This window comes from Arthrobacter sp. P1_C12_2 (genome assembly GCF_056406415.1).
On record NZ_JBFUAF010000006.1, the window covers coordinates 86,363 to 105,586 of the forward strand.

Here is a 19,224-nt window from a genome sequence, read left to right on the forward strand (position 1 = left end):
CCCCCAGCCACCTCGAACCAAGCCCGCAACGGTCCGGGTCCCGTTCCCTTCCCGGGGCGGGACGCGCAACGGGAGCAGGGTTGCGCCTGTTGCCGCCCCGGACCCACCACAGCGCAGTCCCGGTGCTGTCGCCGGACCAGCTCGCCGCCGTCGAGGTCCCGCCCGGCTCCGGCCCCGTCCTGGTGCCCGGCGCACCCGGCACCGGTAAGTCGACGGTCCTTGTCGAGGCCGCCGTCCGCCGCACCCTGCGGGATGGCCTCGATCCGGAGCGGATGCTCATCCTGGCACCCGGACGGCTCGCCGCGGATACGCTCCGCGACCGCTTCACGGCCCGCCTTGACCGCAGCCTGAGCACGACGCCGGCGCGGACCTGGGCGTCGTATGCCTTCGACCTGATCCGCCGTGCCAAGGCCGAAGGCCTCCTGCCGCTCCCGCGCCAGCCGAAGTTGCTCTCGGGTCCGGAACAGGACCTGATCATCAAGGAACTGCTGGAGGGCCACGCGCTGCCGGGCCTCGAACTGCCGTGGCCCGAGGACCTGGACGCCGCCCTGCAGACCCGCGGTTTCCGGCAGGAAGTGCGCCAGCTCTTTGACCGGATCATCGAATCCGGGCGGACGGCCGAGGACCTTGTGGCCCTGGCCCGGCAGTGCAACCGGGCGGACTGGATTCCGGCGGCCGCTCTGTACTCCGAGTACCGCGACGTCCTGGACCTGCGCATGCCCGAGGCCTTCGACCCCGCCGGCATCATCACTGCCGCGCGCCAGATCTTCCAGGACTCACCCGATTTCCTCGCCGCTGAGCGCGACCGCCTGCAACTGATTCTCGTGGACGACATCCAGGAAGCGAACCCGGCGGTCTTCGAATTGCTGGCAGACATCGCCGCCGGCAAGGACGCCATCATCACAGCCTCGCCGGACACCGTGGTTCAGGGCTTCCGCGGGGCACGCCCCGATCTCGTGGCGGAGCTTCCCCGCCTCCTGGCTCCTGACGGAGAGATCCTGGAACGTCCGCTGTGGACGGCGCATCGGCACGCCCCGGCCGTGGCTGAGGCATGGCTGTCGGTGGCCGGGCGCATCGCCCGCAGGTCCGGCGGGCAGTCCGCCCGCCGGCTCGAACAGTCCGAACCGGTCCCGACGCCGGAAGGAACCGGCGCCGGCCGGCCGGGGAGTGTCGAGGCCCACCTGCTGCCGTCCCCGGTCCACGAGTTACGGTACGTGGCGCAGCGGATCCTCGAAGCCCAGCTGAACGACGCGCGGGAACTCGGGGACATCGCCGTGATCGTGCGTAATGGCGGCCAGCTCAGTCAGCTGCAGCGGTACCTGGCCGGCCAGGGGATTCCGGTCCGTATTCCCGTCGCCGAATCCGCGGTCCGGGACGAGGTCGCGGTCCGCCCCCTGCTCGATGCCTATGCGGTGGCCCTGGACCCTGCCGTGCTCACTCCCGAGTCAGCCGTGTCCTTGCTGACATCCCGGATAGGCGGCGCCACGTCGATTGAACTGCGGAGGCTGCGGCAGTCGCTGCGTCGGGAGGAACTCCTGGGTGGCGGCGGACGGACCAGCGACGCCCTCCTGGTCGAAGCTCTGCTGGAGCCCGGAGCGTTGGCAACGCTGGGCATCGAGGGCCACTCGGCCCGCCGGATTGCCCGGATGATCGCAGCGGGACGGGACGCCGCCGAGGCCCCCGGAGGTAACGCCGAGACGGTGCTCTGGGCGCTCTGGCATTCCACCGGCCTGGCCTCCCGCTGGACCGACGCCGCCCTCGCCGGAGGATCGGCCGGTGCCCGGGCCGACCGTGACCTCGATGCCATGATGGCGCTGTTCCATACGGCGGAACGCTTTGTGGACCAGCTGCCCGGCTCAGGCCCGGAGCAGTTCCTTGAATACCTGCTGAGCCAGGAACTTCCCATGGATACCCTGGCCGCCCGGGCCCAACTGGAAGACGCGGTGGAGCTCATGACCCCTGCCAGCGCGGCCGGCCGGGAGTGGCCGGTGGTGATTGTGCCGGGACTTCAGGAGGGCGTGTGGCCGAATACCCGGCTGCGCGGCGAGCTGCTCGGCAGCACGTTGTTCGCCGACGCCGTCGAGCACGGCGTGGAGTATGCCCTGCGACTGGATCCGCTCAGCCGGCTGCGCGAAATCCGCTACGACGAGCTCCGGAGCTTTTCCACCGCGGTGTCCCGCGCCCGGGAGGTGCTGATCTGCACGGCCGTGTCCTCGGAAGATGAGCAGCCGTCCTCGTTCCTGGACTATGTGGCGCCGCTGCAGCCGGGGGAGGACCGTCGGGGCTTTACCCCGGTCGAGCGTCCGCTGACGCTCCGGGCGCTGGTCGCGGAACTGCGCCAGTACGCCCAACTTGACCCGAAGGCTGCCGAATCGGCCGAAGCCGCGGCCGTGCTGGGAGGCCTGGCCGCCGCTCAGCCGCCGGTTCCGGGCGCGCACCCCGCGAGCTGGTGGGGGCTGGCCGAATTGTCCTCGGAGGAGCCGGTTGTTCCGCCGGGCGGCACCGTGTTCGTCTCGCCGTCGAAGGTCGAAACCGTGCAGAAATCGCCGCTGGACTGGTTCGTCCAGGCCGCCGGCGGAGAAGCCGCAACCGATTTTGCCCGCAGCCTGGGAACGCTGGTCCACGCCATCGCGCAGGACCTCCCGGACGCCTCGGGAAGCGAATACGTTGCCGAACTCGTCCGGCGCTGGCCCACACTGGGGATGAAGGACAACTGGGAAGGCAAACTGGACTTCCAGCGTGCCGAGTCCATGGTCCGCAAGCTCGCCCAGTATGTCCTCGTGATGCGCAGCGAGGGCCGGAGCCTGATCGGCGTCGAACAGGACTTTGAGGTAAAGCTGCCGGACGTTCCGGCGGAGACCGCTGCCGGACCCGGTTCAGAGCCCGGCGACGGCGGGAGCATCGGTCCGGCGCGGGCCGCCGTGCTCCGGGGCCAGGTCGACAGGCTCGAGATCGACGCCGAGGGCAGGCTGGTGATCATCGACCTCAAGACCGGCAAGCGCCAGCCCGGCAAAGCGGATCTGGACCGTCACCCGCAGCTCGGCGCCTATCAGGCCGCCGTGCTGGCCGGAGGCTTTGCCGGTCCCGACGACGGGCCGCCGCCGCTGCCGGGCGGGGCCGTCCTGGCCCAGCTGGGCACTACAACCAAGAGCCCCGGCATCCAAGCCCAGGCCCCACTGGATCCGCAGGACAACTGGGCGCTGGAGATGGTCGGCGACGCGGCCCGCGTGATGTCCGGCAGCGCTTTCCAGGCCCGCCACGATCCGTCCAAGGGAGGCCACGGCGGCCACGGCTGCCGGCTTCCTGAAGTGTGCCCGCTGTGCGTGCGGGGAAAGCAGGTTACTGAATGAGCCCCGAGGCGCCGGTAGCCGGCCTGACCGACCCGCATCCGGCACCGGGTCCCCTTCCCGCGCCGCGGTTCAGCCCGGAAGAGCTGTCCGCACTGCTGGGGGAGGGGAACAGCCCCACCACCGAACAGTCCCTGATCATTTCCTCGCCCCTCACGCCGCGGCTCGTGATCGCGGGGGCAGGGTCGGGGAAGACTGCCACCATGGCGGACCGGGTGGTGTGGCTCGTTGCCAACGGCTGGGTCCGGCCGGAGGAAGTCCTCGGCGTTACCTTCACCCGTAAGGCCGCCGGTGAACTTGCCTCGCGGATCCGGGCCAAGCTGGCCGCGCTGGCGCGCATCGCGGCGGCCGACACCGGGAACACGCTCTTCCCAGCCGGGCTGCTGAGCACGGATGCGCTCGAACCCAAGGTCTCCACCTACCACTCGTACGCGAGCGGCATTGTGTCCGACTATGGCCTCCGCCTCGGCGTCGAACGCGACGTCGTGTTGCTCGGCGGCGCCCAGTCGTTCCAGCTCGCCAGCGAGGTGGTGGAAGCCTTTGACGGGGACTACGAACACTTCCGGTCCGCCAAATCGACGCTCGTCAAGGCCGTGATCCAACTGGCAGGAGAGTGCTCGGAGCACCTGCAGGACCCGGCCCAGGTCCGTGGCTGGCTGCTGGAACGGGTCGCCGAGTTCGAGTCGCTCCCGTACGTCGCGGAAGCGAAGAAGAACCCCACCCAGGCTGCGGGAGAGCTCAGCGCGATGCTGCGCACCCGGGCCAGCGTCGCGGACATGGTGGGCCGCTATTCGGCGGCGAAGCGCGCCCGCGGGGCCCTGGACTTTGGCGACCTCGTGGCCCTGGCGGCGCGGGTGGCCAACGAGATTCCGGTCGCCGCCCAAACGGAGCGTCAGCGCTACAAGGTAGTGCTGCTCGATGAGTTCCAGGACACCTCGCACGCCCAGTTGGTGCTGTTCTCCCGGCTCTTCGGCGACGGCCATGCCGTCACCGCCGTGGGGGATCCGAACCAGTCCATCTACGGATTCCGGGGAGCGTCCGCCGGGCAACTTTTCCACTTCGTCCGCGAATTCCCGATCCTCGTCGGCGGCGAAGGCGCCGCCTACGGCAGCGACGGGGACCAGGGAAACGGGCGGGACCAGGGAAGCGGGCCGGCCCGGCGCTTTGCCGTGGCGCCGACCTCGTATTTGACCACAGCGTGGCGCAACGGGCGCAACATCCTTGCCACCGCCAACCTCATTTCGGCGCCGCTGAGCAAGGCGGCGGCGAACGTCGGGGCCGCCGGGGCCCGGGAAAGCCCCGACGCCGTCGAGGTACCGCCCTTGCAGCCCAGCCCGGCCGCCGTGGACGGCAGGGTGGTGATGGGACGGTTCGCCACGGACGAGGCCGAGGCCGCGGCGATCGCCGGTGACGTGCTGAAATTCCGCGTGACTGACTTCGACGCCGCGCGCTCCGCTGACCCGGTTCCGCCGGCCATGGCAGTCCTCTGCCGGCGACGGGCACAGATGGAATGCATTCGCCGCGAGTTCGAAGTCCGGGGCATTCCCTATGAAATCGTTGGGCTCGGCGGGCTGCTGGACACGCCGGAAATCATCGATCTTGTCGCTACGCTCCGGGTCCTGGCCGACCCGGGCCGCTCGGACTCCCTCATGCGCCTGCTGGCCGGCGCGCGGTGGCGGATCGGCCCGGCGGACCTGATGGCCCTGCGGGACTGGTCCAGTTTCCTGGCCCGCCGTCGGGGCCGCCCCGGCGGCCTGGACGTCGACGACGCCGGGCGTGGCGCTGAAGATATGACCGACGACGCAGTGATTGAAGGCGACATCACGGATTCGGCCAGCCTGGTCGAGGCCCTGGACTGGCTGCCCCGAGACGGCTGGACCTCGGCGCACGGACGCAGGCTGAGCCCGGAGGCCCGGGGCCGCCTGCAGCGGCTCTCGGACGAGCTCCGGCAGTTGCGCAGCTACATGGGGGATGACCTCACCACCTTGCTGGGCGAGGTCGAACGGGCGATGCTCCTGGACATCGAAGTTGCGGCACGGCCCGGGATCAGCATCCACCAGGCCCGCCGCAACCTGGACGCCTTCCAGGATGCAGCGGCCGGGTTCCTGCACACCTCCCAGCGGGTGGACGTCCTGGCGTTCCTCGCATGGCTGGAAGCCGCGGCGGCCGAGGAAAACGGTCTCGATGCCGCAGCGCCGGAGGTGAACCACGAGGCCGTGCAGCTCCTGACCGTGCATGCCTCCAAGGGGCTGGAATGGGATGTCGTGTTCGTTCCGGGGCTCAATTCCGGGGCGTTCCCCAGCAGCCGGGACTCGCGGTGGAGCAGCGGCAGTGCGGCGTTGCCGTGGCCGTTGCGCGGCGATCGCACCGATTTGCCCCAATGGGACCTGGACCAGCCGGACCAGAAAGGCTGGCTTGACGCCGAGAAGGAGTTCAAGTCTGCCGTTCAGGCGCACGGCGAAGCGGAGGAACGGCGCCTGGCCTACGTGGCCTACACCCGTGCCAAACACGTGCTCTGGATTTCAAGTGCCGCGTGGGTGGGGTCGCGGGCCGGTTTGGCCGAGATGTCTCCCTTTCTTGCCGGGCTTGAGGGCCTCACCGCGGACGGCGCAGCCGAAATCCACCCGCTGTCTGTCAGCGAGGAGGCGCTGCCGGACGAAAGCCCCCTGACCTCTGAACTCGAAGTCGCCGCGTGGCCCTATGATCCCTTGGAGGGCCCGCATGACCCCCGGACGGGGAAACGGCTGCGGCTTGTCCCGGGCCGGCGGGCAGCCATGGAATCCGCCGCGGCCCGCGTCCTGAAGGCAATGGACGCCCAGCCGGACCCTGGCCTGGCCGGGTACCCGGTCAACGACCCGGGTAGGGATCCGGCTGCGGCCCCCGTGCACCCCGGCGTGGCGGACGGGCGACGGCCCGTCCTGCGCGGTCCTGCGGCCGGGTGGGCGAGGGAGGCAGCCACCTTGCTGGAACGCCGCTCCCGGCGTTCGGTGGTCCAGGACGTGCATCTGCCGGGCCATATCTCGGCGTCGACTCTGGTGGACCTGGAAGATGACGCAGCCTCCGTCGTGGCCCGCCTGCGCAGGCCGGTCCCGCGCGAACCGGGGATGTCGGCCCGCAAGGGCACGGCCTTCCACGCCTGGGTGGAGGAATACTTCGGCGCCGCCGGGATGCTGGACCTGGGTGAGGCTGCCGGCGCTGACGACCACATCGACGAGGCCTACGGGCTGGATTCCATGGTGGAAACTTTCCGCCAGTCCGAGTGGGCCCACCGCGCCCCCGCCCACGTCGAGGTCCCGGTGGAGACACGGATCGGCGACGTCGTGGTCCGGGGCAGGATCGACGCCGTGTTCCGCGATGCCGACGGCCGCTGGGACCTTGTGGACTGGAAGACCGGCCGCCGCCCCTCGGCGTCCCAGCTGAAGGTGAAGGCAGTCCAGCTCGCCGTGTACCGCCTGGCCTGGGCCCGGCTCAAAGGGGTCCCGTTGGAGGAGGTCCGGGCCGCTTTCTACTACGTGGCCGACAACCAAGTGGTCCGCCCGCACGACCTCGGATCAGCGGACAAGCTTGAGGAAATCGTGGCAGCGGCGCTCGGGAGGACAGCGACAGCGAGCGGCGCCTAGCGGGACGCGGCGTCGACCACCGTGATGGCGGCGGTCGCCGTGTTGTCACCGGACCCGGGCACCGCAGCGGAATCCGAAAGTATTGCGGACTCGGGCTGCACCGCGGAATCGGGCTGTACAGCGGAATCAGGCTGTACGACGGCGATCGATTGCGTTGACGTGTCGGCGGCGGCGGGAACCGCGGTCTCGGCGTCGCTTTGCCCGGCCTCATCGGCGTCCGAGTCCGGGGCCGTTGCCTGCGGGTCGTCCTGCGAGACATCAGCCTCGGAGGCCTTGGGGGAACCGGGAGCTTCGGAGACGTCGCCAGCCCCACCGGCACCCGGCTCGGCACCCGCGCTGGCGCCCGCGTCGGCGGGTGTGTCCGTGGCTGCGACAGGCTCCGCGACAGCCCCAGATGCGTCAGCATCCCTTTCCCGGGGGATAGGCGTGACGTGCACAGCGGGCTTGGCACTGATGCCGGCAGTGTCAGCCGGCGCGGTGCCGAGGACCGGCTGCGGCAGCGGTTCCACGCTGATCGGCTGGCCGCCGTGTTCCGCGACGTCCTCGGCCAGTGTGGCGAGCATGGACTCTGCCTCGTTGATCATGTCCTGGTTGCCCGCGGCCATGCCCTTGACCAGGTACTGTGCCAGGGCAAATTCGGCGGACAGCGCGGCCCGCCGCAACAGGTGGGCATCGGGAACATCGCGCCGGCTGGAGGTGTAGTGGTCCAGGACCGCGTTCACAAAGTCTTGTTCGTTCGAGGCGACCAGCCAGGCCATGTCGTCCGCCGGGTCGCCGATGCGCAGGTCGGTCCAGCCCGTCACTGCGGTCACACGCTCGCCCTCGACCAGAATGTTGTCCTCGTGGAGGTCGCCATGAACGACGCAGGGATTGAAGCGCCAGAGGGAGACGTCTTCCATGGCGTGTTCCCAGCGACGCAGCAGCAGCGGCGGGATTTTTCCGGTCGTGGCGGCCTGGTCTAGTTCATTGAGGCGCCGCTGGCGGAATTCGTTGGGCGTGTAGCTGGGCAGATCGGCATTGCTCACGATTGACCGCGGGAGGTCGTGGATCGCAGCCAACGCCGCCCCGATTTCGCGGGCCAGGGCAGGAGAGCCGCTGCTGAGCTCGTCCAGGGAGCGGGGGGCGCCGGCCAGGTGCGAGTAGACGAACGTGCTGAGCTGGCCTTGCCGGACAGTTCCCGCCACCGTGGGCATGAGGAACGGCAGTTCGGCCCGGATGCCGGGAGCGAAGGCCCGCAGCACCAGGAATTCGGTTTCCAGCCGGGCGCTGGCTTCGGCATGCCGGGGGGAGCGGACGCGCCAACGCTTGCCCTCGGAGTCCAGCAGCAGGGCTGCGTCGAAGTCCGCCGGATCGTCGGGCGCAGAGCTGACGGCGGTCGGGGTCAGGCCGGGTACCGCCGCCGTTGCTACAGCTGCCAGTTCGATTGGTTTCCTTCTCACCCTTCCACGGTAGGTTGAGCGGCGCCCAAGACGGCGATGCACTCCGGCGAGTCTTGAGATCGGGGCTAAATCAGGGGCAAATCGGCGCTGAGTCCGGGGCAAACGGCCTGTGGCGCACACGCCGTGGAGCGCGCGGCGGCATGGGCGGCAAATGTCAATTGTCTGCCCGAGTCAGTACGGTGGGTATATGAGTCTTGCGGAGTCACCGGTACCTTCATCGGCACCGTCATCGGCAGCGTCCCCGACAGTGTCGCCGACATCACTGAATACCCCCTCCGAATCCTCGGCATCCGAAGGTGCGGCACCGCACGGGCAGCTTCTGCCGGCAAACCACCTCATGGAGACGGTCCTTCCTGTCCGCCCGGCCCTGATCGACCGCGGATCCGCTGCGCGGGTGAAACCCGGAATGCTCGCGGAGCTGGTCGGTTCAGGTTCGGCGCAGGCCGTGGTGCTCTCCGGCCGGCAGGCCCTTGTCAGCGGCAACAGCCTCGTGCTCCTGAACGCGGCCGAGCTCGCCGGGCACCTGGCAAACACCCCGTACGCTCCGGAACACGTGATCTACCTCGGTTCCGCCCTGGCAGGTTCGGACCTCGACGCCGGCACCGAGCTGGTCCTCTTCGTCCTCCCGCTTCAGTTTGAAGTCCAGGCCGAGGAGTTCGAGGCCCACGTGGCCGGCATTCCCGGCGATGCGCAGTGGGCGGGTTTCCGCGACGTCGCGGCGCGCCTGAACGCCACGGATACGGCGCTGTTCATCGAAGCCAGCGCCATAGCCAACTGGCACGCTACCCACACGCATTGCCCGCGCTGCGGCACTGCAACGCAGCCGGAAGCCGGCGGCTGGGTCCGGCGCTGCCCGGCTGATAACTCCGAGCACTTCCCCCGGACGGATCCGGCCATCATTGTGACCGTGGTGGGCCCCGACGGGAGACTGCTGCTCGGCGGAGGCGGCCCGCTGGACGCCCGGAACTATTCCACCCTCGCCGGCTTCGTCGAGCCGGGGGAGTCGCTTGAACAGGCCGTACAGCGTGAGATCGGCGAGGAAGTCGGGGTCCGCGTCACCGCCTCCCAGTACCTCGGATCGCAGTCCTGGCCGTTCCCCGCCTCCCTGATGCTCGGTTTCACGGCCACGACGCCGGACACCGAAGCCCGGCCCGACGGCGTCGAGGTCACCAGGGCGCGCTGGTTCAGCCGGAGCGAACTGCAGGAAGCCGTCCTTAGCGGCGAGATCGTCATTTCCAGCAGGCTCTCCATCGCCCGGTCCCTCATTGAACACTGGTACGGCGGCGTCATTCAGGACGCCGCGGACAGCGCCTGACCAGGCCCGCCCTCTTCCGCAGGACACCGACTACCGACTGAGCAGCAAAAGTGACCACAGAGAAATTGAACTTCAGCACCATCCCCGGCGGGGAGCCATCCGACGGCACGACATCCGGCGATGCCCCATCCGGTGATGCCCTCGAACCGGACTCCCGCTCGCTGGAGGAACGGATCCTCGGCGGCCTCGACGCCGAGCAGCGCGAGGTCGCCAGCACCCTTCAGGGGCCCATGTGTGTCCTGGCCGGTGCCGGCACTGGCAAGACCCGAGCCATCACCCACCGGATCGCCTACGGGGTGCACTCAGGGGTGTACAGCCCGCAACGGCTCCTGGCCGTCACCTTCACGGCCCGGGCTGCCGCCGAGATGCGCAGCCGGCTCCGTGACCTCGGTGTCGGCAACGTCCAGGCCCGCACCTTTCACGCCGCGGCGCTGCGCCAGTTGCAGTTTTTCTGGCCGCAGGCGGTGGGCGGCACCTTGCCCAACCTGCTGGACCACAAGGCGCAGATGATTGCCGAGGCCGCGCGGCGGCTCCGGCTCAGCACGGACCGCGCCTCCATCCGCGACCTCGCCTCCGAAATCGAGTGGGCCAAGGTATCCATGCTGACCCCGGCGAACTATCTGGAAAACGCCCAGGGCCGCGGCAACCCGGGCGGCTTTGACCTGACGGCCGTGGCGCGGGTCTTCCAGTCCTACGAGGACGTCAAGACCGACCGCAACGTCATCGACTTCGAGGACGTGCTGCTGATCACCGTAGGTATCCTGCAGGAGGACCCGAAAGTGGCGGCGACCGTCCGGGAACAGTACCGGCACTTCGTCGTCGACGAGTATCAGGACGTCTCGCCGCTGCAGCAGCGGCTCCTGGAGCTGTGGCTCGGCGGACGCGACGAGCTCTGCGTCGTGGGCGACGCCAGTCAGACCATCTACTCCTTCACCGGTGCCTCCCCAAAGCACCTGCTCGGCTTCAAAGCCATGTATCCCGAGGCGCACGTCGTCAAGCTGATCCGGGACTACCGATCCACGCCCCAGGTTGTCAGGCTCGCCAACGACCTCCTCGGCGGCCGGCGCAGCGGCGGCCCGGTGGCGGACGCCGCCTGGGCCACGCCATTGCAGCTCGTGGCGCAGCGGCCGGCAGGCCCGGTGCCGCGGTTCACCGAGTGTTCGGATGACGAGGCGGAGGCCGCCACGGTCGCCGCGCGGATCCGCGAACTCCTCGACGCCGGAACTCCGGCGAGCCAGGTCGCCGTGCTCTTCCGCACCAACGGGCAGTCCGAAGCCTACGAACAGGCGCTGGCCTCCGCAGGGATCGGCTACCAGCTGCGCGGCGGTGAGCGGTTCTTCGCGCGCAAGGAGGTCCGGGACGCCATCCTGCAGCTCCGGGCCGCCACCCGGGCAGTGGCCGAAACCGCCACGCCCGAGCCGCTCGGGCAGCTGGTCCGGGACATCGTCGCCTCTCTGGGCTACACGGACGCGGCGCCGCACAGCGGGGGCGCGACCCGGGAGCGCTGGGAATCGCTGGCCGCGCTCGTGGCGCTGGCCGACGAACTCGTGATCAGCAGGGGACCGCAATTCGCGCTCCCGGACTTCGTCAACGAGCTCCAGGAACGGTCCCTGGCCCAGCACGCACCCACCGTCCAGGGCGTCACCCTGGCATCGCTGCACGCCGCCAAGGGCCTGGAATGGGACGCCGTGTTCCTGGTCGGGCTCAGCGAGGGCCTCGTGCCGATCTCGTTCGCGGACACCCCGGAAGCGGTGGACGAGGAACGCCGGCTCCTGTACGTCGGAATCACCCGTGCCCGCGAACACCTGTCCCTGTCCTGGTCCACTGCCCGGACACCGGGCGGACGGGCCAACCGCAAACCCTCACGCTTCCTGGACGGCCTGCGCCCCGACTCGGTGGCCAGCTCCCAGCTCCGGGGCAAGGGGCCGGCGCCGCGCCGGAAGGCGGCCGTCCCGGCGTCGTGCCGGGTCTGCGGCAGCATGCTCTCCAGCGGCGCGGAGCGCAAGGTGGGCCGCTGCAACCAATGCCCGCCCAGCTACGAGGAACAGACGTTCGACGCGCTCAGGCAATGGCGGAAGGACGTGGCCCTGGAGGCGGACGTCCCGGCTTTTGTCGTGTTCACCGATGCCACCCTGACCGCCATCGCGGAGGCACGCCCCGCATCGCTGGAGCAGTTGGCCAAACTCGCCGGCGTGGGTCCGTCCAAACTGGAGAAGTACGGCGAGGCCGTCCTGGCGGTCCTGGTCGAAAGCACGGTGGAGTGATGTCCAGGGCAGGGATGTCCGGGGCTGTTCCGGCGGTCACACCGCTGACCACCACCGACGGCGCCCCGGTGGTCGTGCGCCGGTCTGCCCGCCGACGACGCACGGTCGCCGCGTTCTGGGAGGACGGCACCGCCGTCGTCGCCATCCCGGCCTCCTTCAGCAGGGCCCAGGAACGGGAGTGGGTCCACCGCATGCTGGAAAAACTCCGGCGCCAGGGGGACCGGGCTGCGCCTGGTTCCGGCCGGCGGCGCCCCCGCAGCGATGCCGACCTTGCCGCCCACGCCGCCGAACTGTCGGCGAAGTACCTGGGCGGCAGGGCGGTGCCCTCCTCGGTCCGCTGGGTCACAAATCAGAATTCGCGCTGGGGTTCGGCGACGCCGTCCGAAGGAACCATCCGGCTCTCGGCGAAGCTGCAGCCCATGCCGCAATGGGTGATCGACTACGTGCTGCTCCACGAACTTGCCCACCTCCTGGTGGCCGGCCACGATGCCGCCTTTTGGCGGCTGCTGGCGGCGTACCCGGAGACGGAGCGCGCCAAGGCCTTCCTGGACGGGGTCTCGTTCGCGACCTCACGCGGCCTGGCGCCCGACGGCGGGTACGACGAAGCCCCGGACGGAACCGAAGTCCCGGCCGGGGCCCACTAGCGTTCGGCTAGGCCTTGGGGGTGCCGCCGTCGTCCGGTCCGCCGTCCTGACGGTCGTCGTCGTTGGCTGCCCGTTCCTGGCCGGTGCCCTCGGAATCCGCAGTGTCCTCTGCGGTGTCCGCTGACTCCGCGGTGCCCTCGGTGTCCGTGGCGTCGGTGCCAGCCGGCTCGTCGAAGCCTCCGCTCAGCAGCTTCTGCAGGGCGTCATCCACTTCGCTGTCGCTGGCTTCTGCGAGTTTCCGGCGTTCGCTGAAGCCCTGCGGATCCTCCAGGTCCTCTGCCGTGGGCAGCAGGTCCGGATGCTGCCAGACGGCGTCGCGGCCCTCCACGCCACGCTCCTCCTTGAGCAAAGCCCAGAGCGTGGCGGCCTCGCGGAGCCGGCGCGGCCGCAGTTCGAGGCCCACCAGGGAGGAGAACGCATGCTCCGCGGGACCGCCGGTGGCCCGGCGCCGCCGGACGGTTTCGCGCAACGCAGCGGCGGAGGGCAGCAGCTTCTCGGTCGCGCCCCAGGTGAGTTCGTCCACCCAGCCCTCCACCAGGGCCAGCGCCGTCTCCAGCTTTTCGAGGGCCTGCTCCTGGGCGGGCGTGCGCTGCGGCATGAAGACACCCTGCGAAAGCGCCTCCTGGATGCCCTCGGGGTTGCTGGGGTCGATCTCGCGGGCGAGTTCTTCGATCTTTGACGTGTCGATGTGGATACCGCGGGCGTAGGCCTCGATCGCGCCGAGCAGGTGCCCGCGCAGCCAGGGGACCTGGACAAATAGGCGGGCGTGCGCCGCCTCGCGGACGGCCAGGAACAGGCGGATGTCGTTCTCCGGCAGGCTGAGGCCCTCACCGAACTTCGCCACGTTGGCCGGCAGGAGCGCCATTTCAAGGTCTGCCAGGGGCACACCGATGTCCGTCGAGCTGACCACTTCGGCCGAGAGCGCGCCGATCGCCTGGCCGAGCTGCATGCCGAAGATCGCCCCGCCCATGTTCTGGATCATCGAGGAGGCGCCGCCCATCATGGACTTCATTTCCTCGGGCATCTGTTCGGTCATGGCGGCGGAGAGCCCATTGGCAATGCTGTTGGCCACGGGCTCGGTCAGCCGCTTCCATGTTCCGAGGGTTTCCTCGACCCACTCGGCGCGGGACCACGCCCGGCCGATCAGTCCCGTGGCCGGAAGCCCGGTGACCTGGTCGAGCCAGAGTTCGGCCAGCCGGAGGGCCTCATCGACCTCGCGCGACTGCTGGGCGGTGACCGAGGGATCGGATCCGCTGGCGGCGACCCGTCGGGCGTTCTCATGCGCCAACTGCCAGTTGACGGGCCCCTCCGAGGGGGCGCTCATCATCGCCTGCACTTGGGAGAACATCTGGGCCAGGAGGTTTGGATCGTCCGGGAGGCCGGCTGCCTTGGCGAGTTCGGCGGGGTCGATATTGCCCATGCCCTGCCCGCCCATCAGGTTCTTGAGCATTTCGGCCAAGGGATCCTTGGGTTCCTCGTCGCCATTGGACGGATTGAGTGGGTTGGAGGTCATGATCCCGCCGATCGTCGGTGTGGCTGCTTCTCAACTTTCACGGTACCCCTGTGCAAGAGTGGCTGTCTGCCGAAACCGCGCCACGTTCGCTGTAGGCAAAGAGCGGTCCGGGGTCCCAAGCGCGTAGGCTTGGAAGTTGGAATATTTGCACGCGGCAGCCTCGGGTTGGGCTGCGGCCCTGGTGCGTGGTCGCGGTGTCCTCCAGGCTTGTCTGGCGGGGCCGCAGCCCCTCGTGCCGGCACGGAGAGGTCGTTCAATGACAATCACCCACGGTGAGCCGCCCGCCAGCGACCCAGCGGCCGGCCCTGCCCGGGGCAGAAGGGCGCGACTGGCTGGCGCCGGCGTGCGGCGCCCGCGCAGCAACCGGTCATCGGCCATGCTGGTCTCGGGGCTGCTGGCCGCGGCCCTGGGCATCACTGCGGTGAGCCTGCCGGTGCCCTACGTGATCGAGTCTCCCGGTCCCACCTTCAACACCATCGGCCAGGACAACGGCAAACCGGTCATCAGCGTCAGCGGCCATGAGTCGTTTCCTGCCAAGGGCAACCTGGACCTGACCACTGTTTATGTCGACGGCGGTCCCAACGGTCCCGTCAGCGTCTTCGAGGCGTTCTCGGCATGGCTCAACGGGACCAAGGCCGTCTACCCCCAGGAGCTGCTGTTCCCGACCGGCGTCACCAAGGAGCAGTCCCAGCAGGAGAGCGCCACCGCGATGACCACCTCCCAGGAGAACGCCGTCGCCTCGGCACTGAAGGAACTGGACATTCCGTTCGGGCAGAAAATGCAGGTCGCCGGCCTCCCGGACGACTCCGCCTCGAAAGGACTGCTGCAGACAGGGGACGTTCTTGTCTCCATCAATGACAAGCCCATCACCGCGCTCGCGGTGGTCCAGGCCGAACTGGCCGCCGGCAACGGCAAACCCGCCAAGGTCATCGTCGAACGCGCCGGCGCCCGGGTGCCCGTCACCATCACCCCGGCCAAAAACAGTGCGGGCCGCTACATCCTCGGCGTCATGCTGCAGTACAAGTTCACCTTCCCGTTTGATGTCACCATCTCGCTCGACAAGGTCGGCGGACCCAGTGCGGGCATGATGTTCGCGCTTGGCATCATTGACACCGTCACCCCGGGGGACCTGACCGGCGGCAAACACATCGCCGGGACCGGAACCATCACCCCGGACGGTGCCGTGGGACCCATCGGCGGGATCGCCCAGAAAATGCAGGGGGCGCGGTCCGGCGGGGCCACCTTGTTCCTGGCCCCGGCGGCCAATTGCGAAGACGTCCTGGGCCACGTCCCCGACGGCCTGCAGGTTGTCCGGGTGGAGAACCTCACCGAGGCCCGCAAAGCAGTTGAACTGGCCGCGTCAGGCGGCGACACATCAGGCCTGCCGGTCTGCACCAACAACTAGACTGGCCGCGGAACTAAGCGCCGGCCCCACTCGTGGCACTAATGACGGCCGCGCCGTTCCGGCAGGACCCTGCTGCAGGGCCCTGACGGAACGGCGGTGACGGCCGTTACAATGCATCAACCCTGCAACACCGGCACTTGGTCGCCAGACTGAGTCACAGCAGCGACTAATAACTAAAAACCAGCAGTAGACGACCAGCTATGAGGTACCGAGTTTGTCCCGTCCCGCCAGCACTGTCCCGCCCGGAAGACCCCAGACACGACGCGGCGCCCTGACGCCGACGCTGATCATCGTGGCCCTGATCGTGGTCGGATTCATTTTCTTCGCCAATGTCTGGACGGATGTCCTCTGGTACCAGCAGCTGGGCTACTTCGAAGTGTTCCTGACCGAGAACCTTGCCAGGATCGGGATCTTCCTGACAGGTTTCGCCATCATGTTCACGGCCGTCTTCTTCGCCATCCGGATTGCCTACCATGCGCGGCCGGTGTACGCCCCCGACTCTGAAATCCGGGACAACCTCAACCGCTACCAGGCCCAGCTCGAACCCATCCGGCGCGTCGTGATGGTGGGGCTTCCCATCCTCTTTGGCCTGTTCGCCGGCAGCGCCGCGGCCAGCCAATGGCAGAAAGTGCTCCTGTTCTTCAACCAGGAGGCTTTCGGCCAGAACGATCCGCAGTTCGGCTTGGACATCAGCTTCTACCTCATGACACTTCCGTTCCTCGGCTTCGTCACCGGGTTCCTCATCAGTGTCACGGTGATTGCTGGCCTTGCCGGCATTCTCACCCACTACCTCTACGGCAGCATCCGGATCATGGAACGCGGGATCTTCACCAGCCGCGCCGCCCAGATCCACCTGGCCGTCACGGGCGCCGCCTTCCTGATCCTGATGGGCATCAACTTTTGGCTGGACCGCTACTCCACGGTGCAGAATAACGGCGGGCGCTGGGCCGGTGCGCTTTACACGGACGTGAACGCCGTCATTCCGACCAAGGCCATCCTGGCCGTGGCCGCGGCCATCGTCGCCGTGCTGTTCATCGTCGCCGCGGTGATCGGCAAGTGGCGGCTGCCGGTGATCGGCACCGCCATGCTCATCATCACGGCCATCCTGGCCGGCGGCGTCTACCCGTGGGTGATCCAGCAGTTCCAGGTCCGGCCCTCGGAGCAGACGCTGGAGAACGAATTCATCAAACGGAACATCGCGATGACCCGTGCCGCCTACGGCCTGGATAAGGTCCAGGAAAAACGGTACAACGCCACCACCAACGCCACCACCGGCGCGCTGGCCCCGGATGCGCAGACCACCGCCAACATCCGGCTGCTGGACCCGAACCTGATCTCGGATGCGTTCTCGCAGCTTGAGCAGTACCGGCCCTATTACCAGTTCCCCAGCGCCCTGAACGTGGACCGCTACGAGATTGACGGCAAGATCCAGGACACAGTCATCGCCGTCCGCGAACTCAACCCGGACGGGCTGGCCACGAACCAGCAGTCCTGGCTGAACCGGCACGTGGTGTACACACACGGCTATGGCGTCGTCGCCGCCAAGGGCAACAAGTTCACCGTGGACGGCAAGCCGGACTTCCTGCAGGCGGGCATCCCGTCCACCGGCGCGCTCGGCAATGATTCGACCTATCAGCCCCGCGTCTACTTCGGTCAGGACTCGCCCGACTACTCGATCGTGGGCGCCCCGGACGGTGCGCCGCACCGCGAGCAGGACCGGCCCGCGGCCAAGGAAGGCGACGGCGAAACCCAGTACACCTTCACCGGCAACGGCGGCCCGAACGTCGGCAGCTTCTTCAACAAGATCCTCTACGCGATCAAGTTCCAGTCCTCGGACCTGCTGCTTTCCGACGGCGTAAACGCCGAGTCCCAGATCCTCTACGACCGCAACCCGCGAGACCGCATCGAAAAGGTGGCGCCCTACCTTACCGTTGACGGCAATCCCTACCCCGCCGTCGTCGATGGCAGGGTGAAGTGGATCGTGGACGGGTACACCACGAGCCCGTACTTCCCGTACTCCCAGCAGGAGCAGCTCTCCGCCGCCACGGCCGACTCACAGACCGCCGCCAACCGGACGGTAGCCCTGCCGAACAGCTCAGTGAACTACATCCGCAACTCGGTCAAGGCCACTGTGGATGCCTATGACGGTTCCGTGACGCTGTACGCCTGGGACGACCAGGATCCGGTACTGAAAGCCTGGCAGAAGATCTTCCCGACGTCGGTGAAGCCGTATTCGGAGATGTCCGGTGCGCTCATGAGCCACGTGCGGTATCCGGAGGACCTGTTCAAGGTCCAACGCGAGCTTCTCGGCCGCTACCACGTGACCAACCCGGACAGCTTCTACACCAACATTGACGCCTGGTCCGTTCCCAACGACCCCACCGTCAAGGACGAAGTCAAACAGCCGCCCTACTACATGTCACTGAAGATGCCCGACCAGGACAAGCCGGCGTTCCAGCTGACCTCGTCGTTCATCCCGCAGGTGGTCAACGGCAACGCCCGCAACGTGCTCTACGGCTTCCTGGCCGCAGACTCCGACGCCGGCAACCAGAAGGGCGTCAAGGCGGACAGCTACGGCCAGCTCAGGCTGCTGCAGATCCCGCCGGAAACCCAGGTACCCGGCCCCGGCCAGGCGCAGAACAAGTTCAACTCCGACCCCACCGTCTCGCAGGCCCTCAACCTGCTGCGCCAGGGTGCGTCGGCGGTGCTCAACGGCAACCTTCTGACCCTGCCTGTCGGCGGCGGTATGGCGTACGTCCAGCCCGTGTATCTGCGGTCCACGGGTGAAACCTCCTACCCGACGCTGCAGCGGGTCCTGGTGGCCTTCGGCGACAAGATCGGGTTCGCGCCCACGCTGGACGAGGCGTTGAACCAGCTGTTCGGCGGAAATTCGGGGGCCGCGGCAGGAGACTCGGCGAACAAGGGACAAACGCCGGCCGCGCCAGGGGGTGCAACACCGCCGCCTGGCACCACCGACGCGAAGGCGGACCTGAAGGCCGCCCTGGACGAGGCCAATGCCGCGATCAAGGCCGGCCAGGACGCCCTCGCGAAGGGCGACTTCGCGGCCTATGGCGAGCAGCAAAAGAAGCTGAACGCTGCCTTGCAGAAGGCGCTCGAGGCCGAAGCAAAGCTGGAAACCCCGGCGGCACCGGCGGGCACCGCCACACCTTCGCCCACACCGTCGGCCACACCGTCGGCGACACCGTCGGCGACGGCGGGCGGCTAACGCTGCGCTAGCAACCAACGTTGAGCCAGGGCCACGCACAGGCTGTGCGCGGTCGACAGGCCGGGTTTGTCCTCTCCGGAGAGGCAAGCCCGGCCTGTGGCGTCGACGGGCCCGCCTCGGTCTGCTCCGCGCCGGGGCCCCAGCGGGGCGGGCCGGAAGCCCGCGGGCAGCGAGATGCACATCACGCCACCTCGATTTGGCCTCAAGTTCACCGGCAGGTAGAGTTGATCTTGCGACGCGGGGTGGAGCAGTTCGGTAGCTCGCTGGGCTCATAACCCAGAGGTCACAGGTTCAAATCCTGTCCCCGCAACTGGAGAAAAGGTCCGGAACACTGGAAACAGTGTTCCGGACCTTTTGCTTTAAGCCCTTGGGGGCGGCCCGGAAACGGCCCCTGGCCTCGCCGGCGGATGCGGTCCGGGGGCACTTTGACACGGACACGCCGCGGACACCG

8 protein-coding genes, 1 tRNA gene and 1 pseudogene are annotated in these 19,224 nt (G+C 68.6%); 8 read left to right on the plus strand and 2 right to left on the minus strand.

The window, feature by feature from the left end:
• The first annotated feature begins 80 nt into the window (after positions 1-80).
• Positions 81-3,350: an ATP-dependent helicase gene (locus AC1DZQ_RS08575; RefSeq protein WP_476963223.1), complete on the plus strand. Its 3,270-nt coding sequence runs from the start codon at positions 81-83 to the stop codon at positions 3,348-3,350.
• Entirely contained in the window at positions 3,347-6,967 is a 3,621-nt protein-coding gene (locus AC1DZQ_RS08580) for an ATP-dependent helicase (RefSeq protein WP_476963120.1), read from the plus strand. The genes AC1DZQ_RS08575 and AC1DZQ_RS08580 overlap by 4 nt, the downstream gene beginning before the upstream one ends.
• Positions 6,968-7,467: 500 nt before the next feature.
• On the opposite strand, the pseudogene AC1DZQ_RS08585 reads toward AC1DZQ_RS08580, so the two are convergent.
• Positions 7,468-8,406: pseudogene (locus AC1DZQ_RS08585) on the minus strand (macrolide 2'-phosphotransferase); the annotation flags it as partial.
• A 337-nt stretch (positions 8,407-8,743) separates the two neighbouring features.
• Between AC1DZQ_RS08585 and nudC the strand changes: the two are divergent.
• The 3 genes from nudC (at position 8,744) to AC1DZQ_RS08600 (ending at position 12,629) form a co-directional block, all read left to right on the plus strand.
• Positions 8,744-9,721 (plus strand): NAD(+) diphosphatase, encoded by a 978-nt coding sequence (gene nudC / locus AC1DZQ_RS08590; protein WP_476963224.1) that lies wholly within the window; start codon positions 8,744-8,746, stop codon positions 9,719-9,721.
• Between the two features lie 161 nt (positions 9,722-9,882).
• Positions 9,883-11,985, plus strand: a complete 2,103-nt coding sequence (locus AC1DZQ_RS08595) for an ATP-dependent DNA helicase UvrD2 (RefSeq protein ID WP_476963225.1) — start codon at positions 9,883-9,885, stop codon at positions 11,983-11,985.
• Positions 11,985-12,629 carry a M48 metallopeptidase family protein gene (locus AC1DZQ_RS08600; protein WP_476963121.1) on the plus strand — a complete coding sequence of 215 codons (645 nt, stop codon included), beginning with the start codon at positions 11,985-11,987 and terminating at the stop codon, positions 12,627-12,629. The genes AC1DZQ_RS08595 and AC1DZQ_RS08600 overlap by 1 nt, the downstream gene beginning before the upstream one ends.
• A 7-nt stretch (positions 12,630-12,636) precedes the next feature.
• On the opposite strand, the gene AC1DZQ_RS08605 is transcribed toward AC1DZQ_RS08600, so the two are convergent.
• Positions 12,637-14,142, minus strand: coding sequence for a zinc-dependent metalloprotease (locus AC1DZQ_RS08605; protein ID WP_476963122.1), 1,506 nt, complete (start codon positions 14,140-14,142; stop codon positions 12,637-12,639).
• Between the two features lie 256 nt (positions 14,143-14,398).
• Between AC1DZQ_RS08605 and AC1DZQ_RS08610 the strand changes: the two genes are divergently transcribed.
• The 3 genes from AC1DZQ_RS08610 (at position 14,399) to AC1DZQ_RS08620 (ending at position 19,083) form a co-directional block, all read left to right on the plus strand.
• Entirely contained in the window at positions 14,399-15,547 is a 1,149-nt protein-coding gene (locus tag AC1DZQ_RS08610; protein WP_476963123.1) for a YlbL family protein, read from the plus strand.
• 214 nt (positions 15,548-15,761) lie between these two features.
• Positions 15,762-18,773, plus strand: a complete 3,012-nt coding sequence (locus AC1DZQ_RS08615; RefSeq protein WP_476963124.1) for a UPF0182 family membrane protein — start codon at positions 15,762-15,764, stop codon at positions 18,771-18,773.
• A 236-nt stretch (positions 18,774-19,009) separates the two neighbouring features.
• Positions 19,010-19,083: transfer RNA gene (locus AC1DZQ_RS08620), tRNA-Met, on the plus strand.
• The last annotated feature ends 141 nt before the right edge of the window (positions 19,084-19,224 follow it).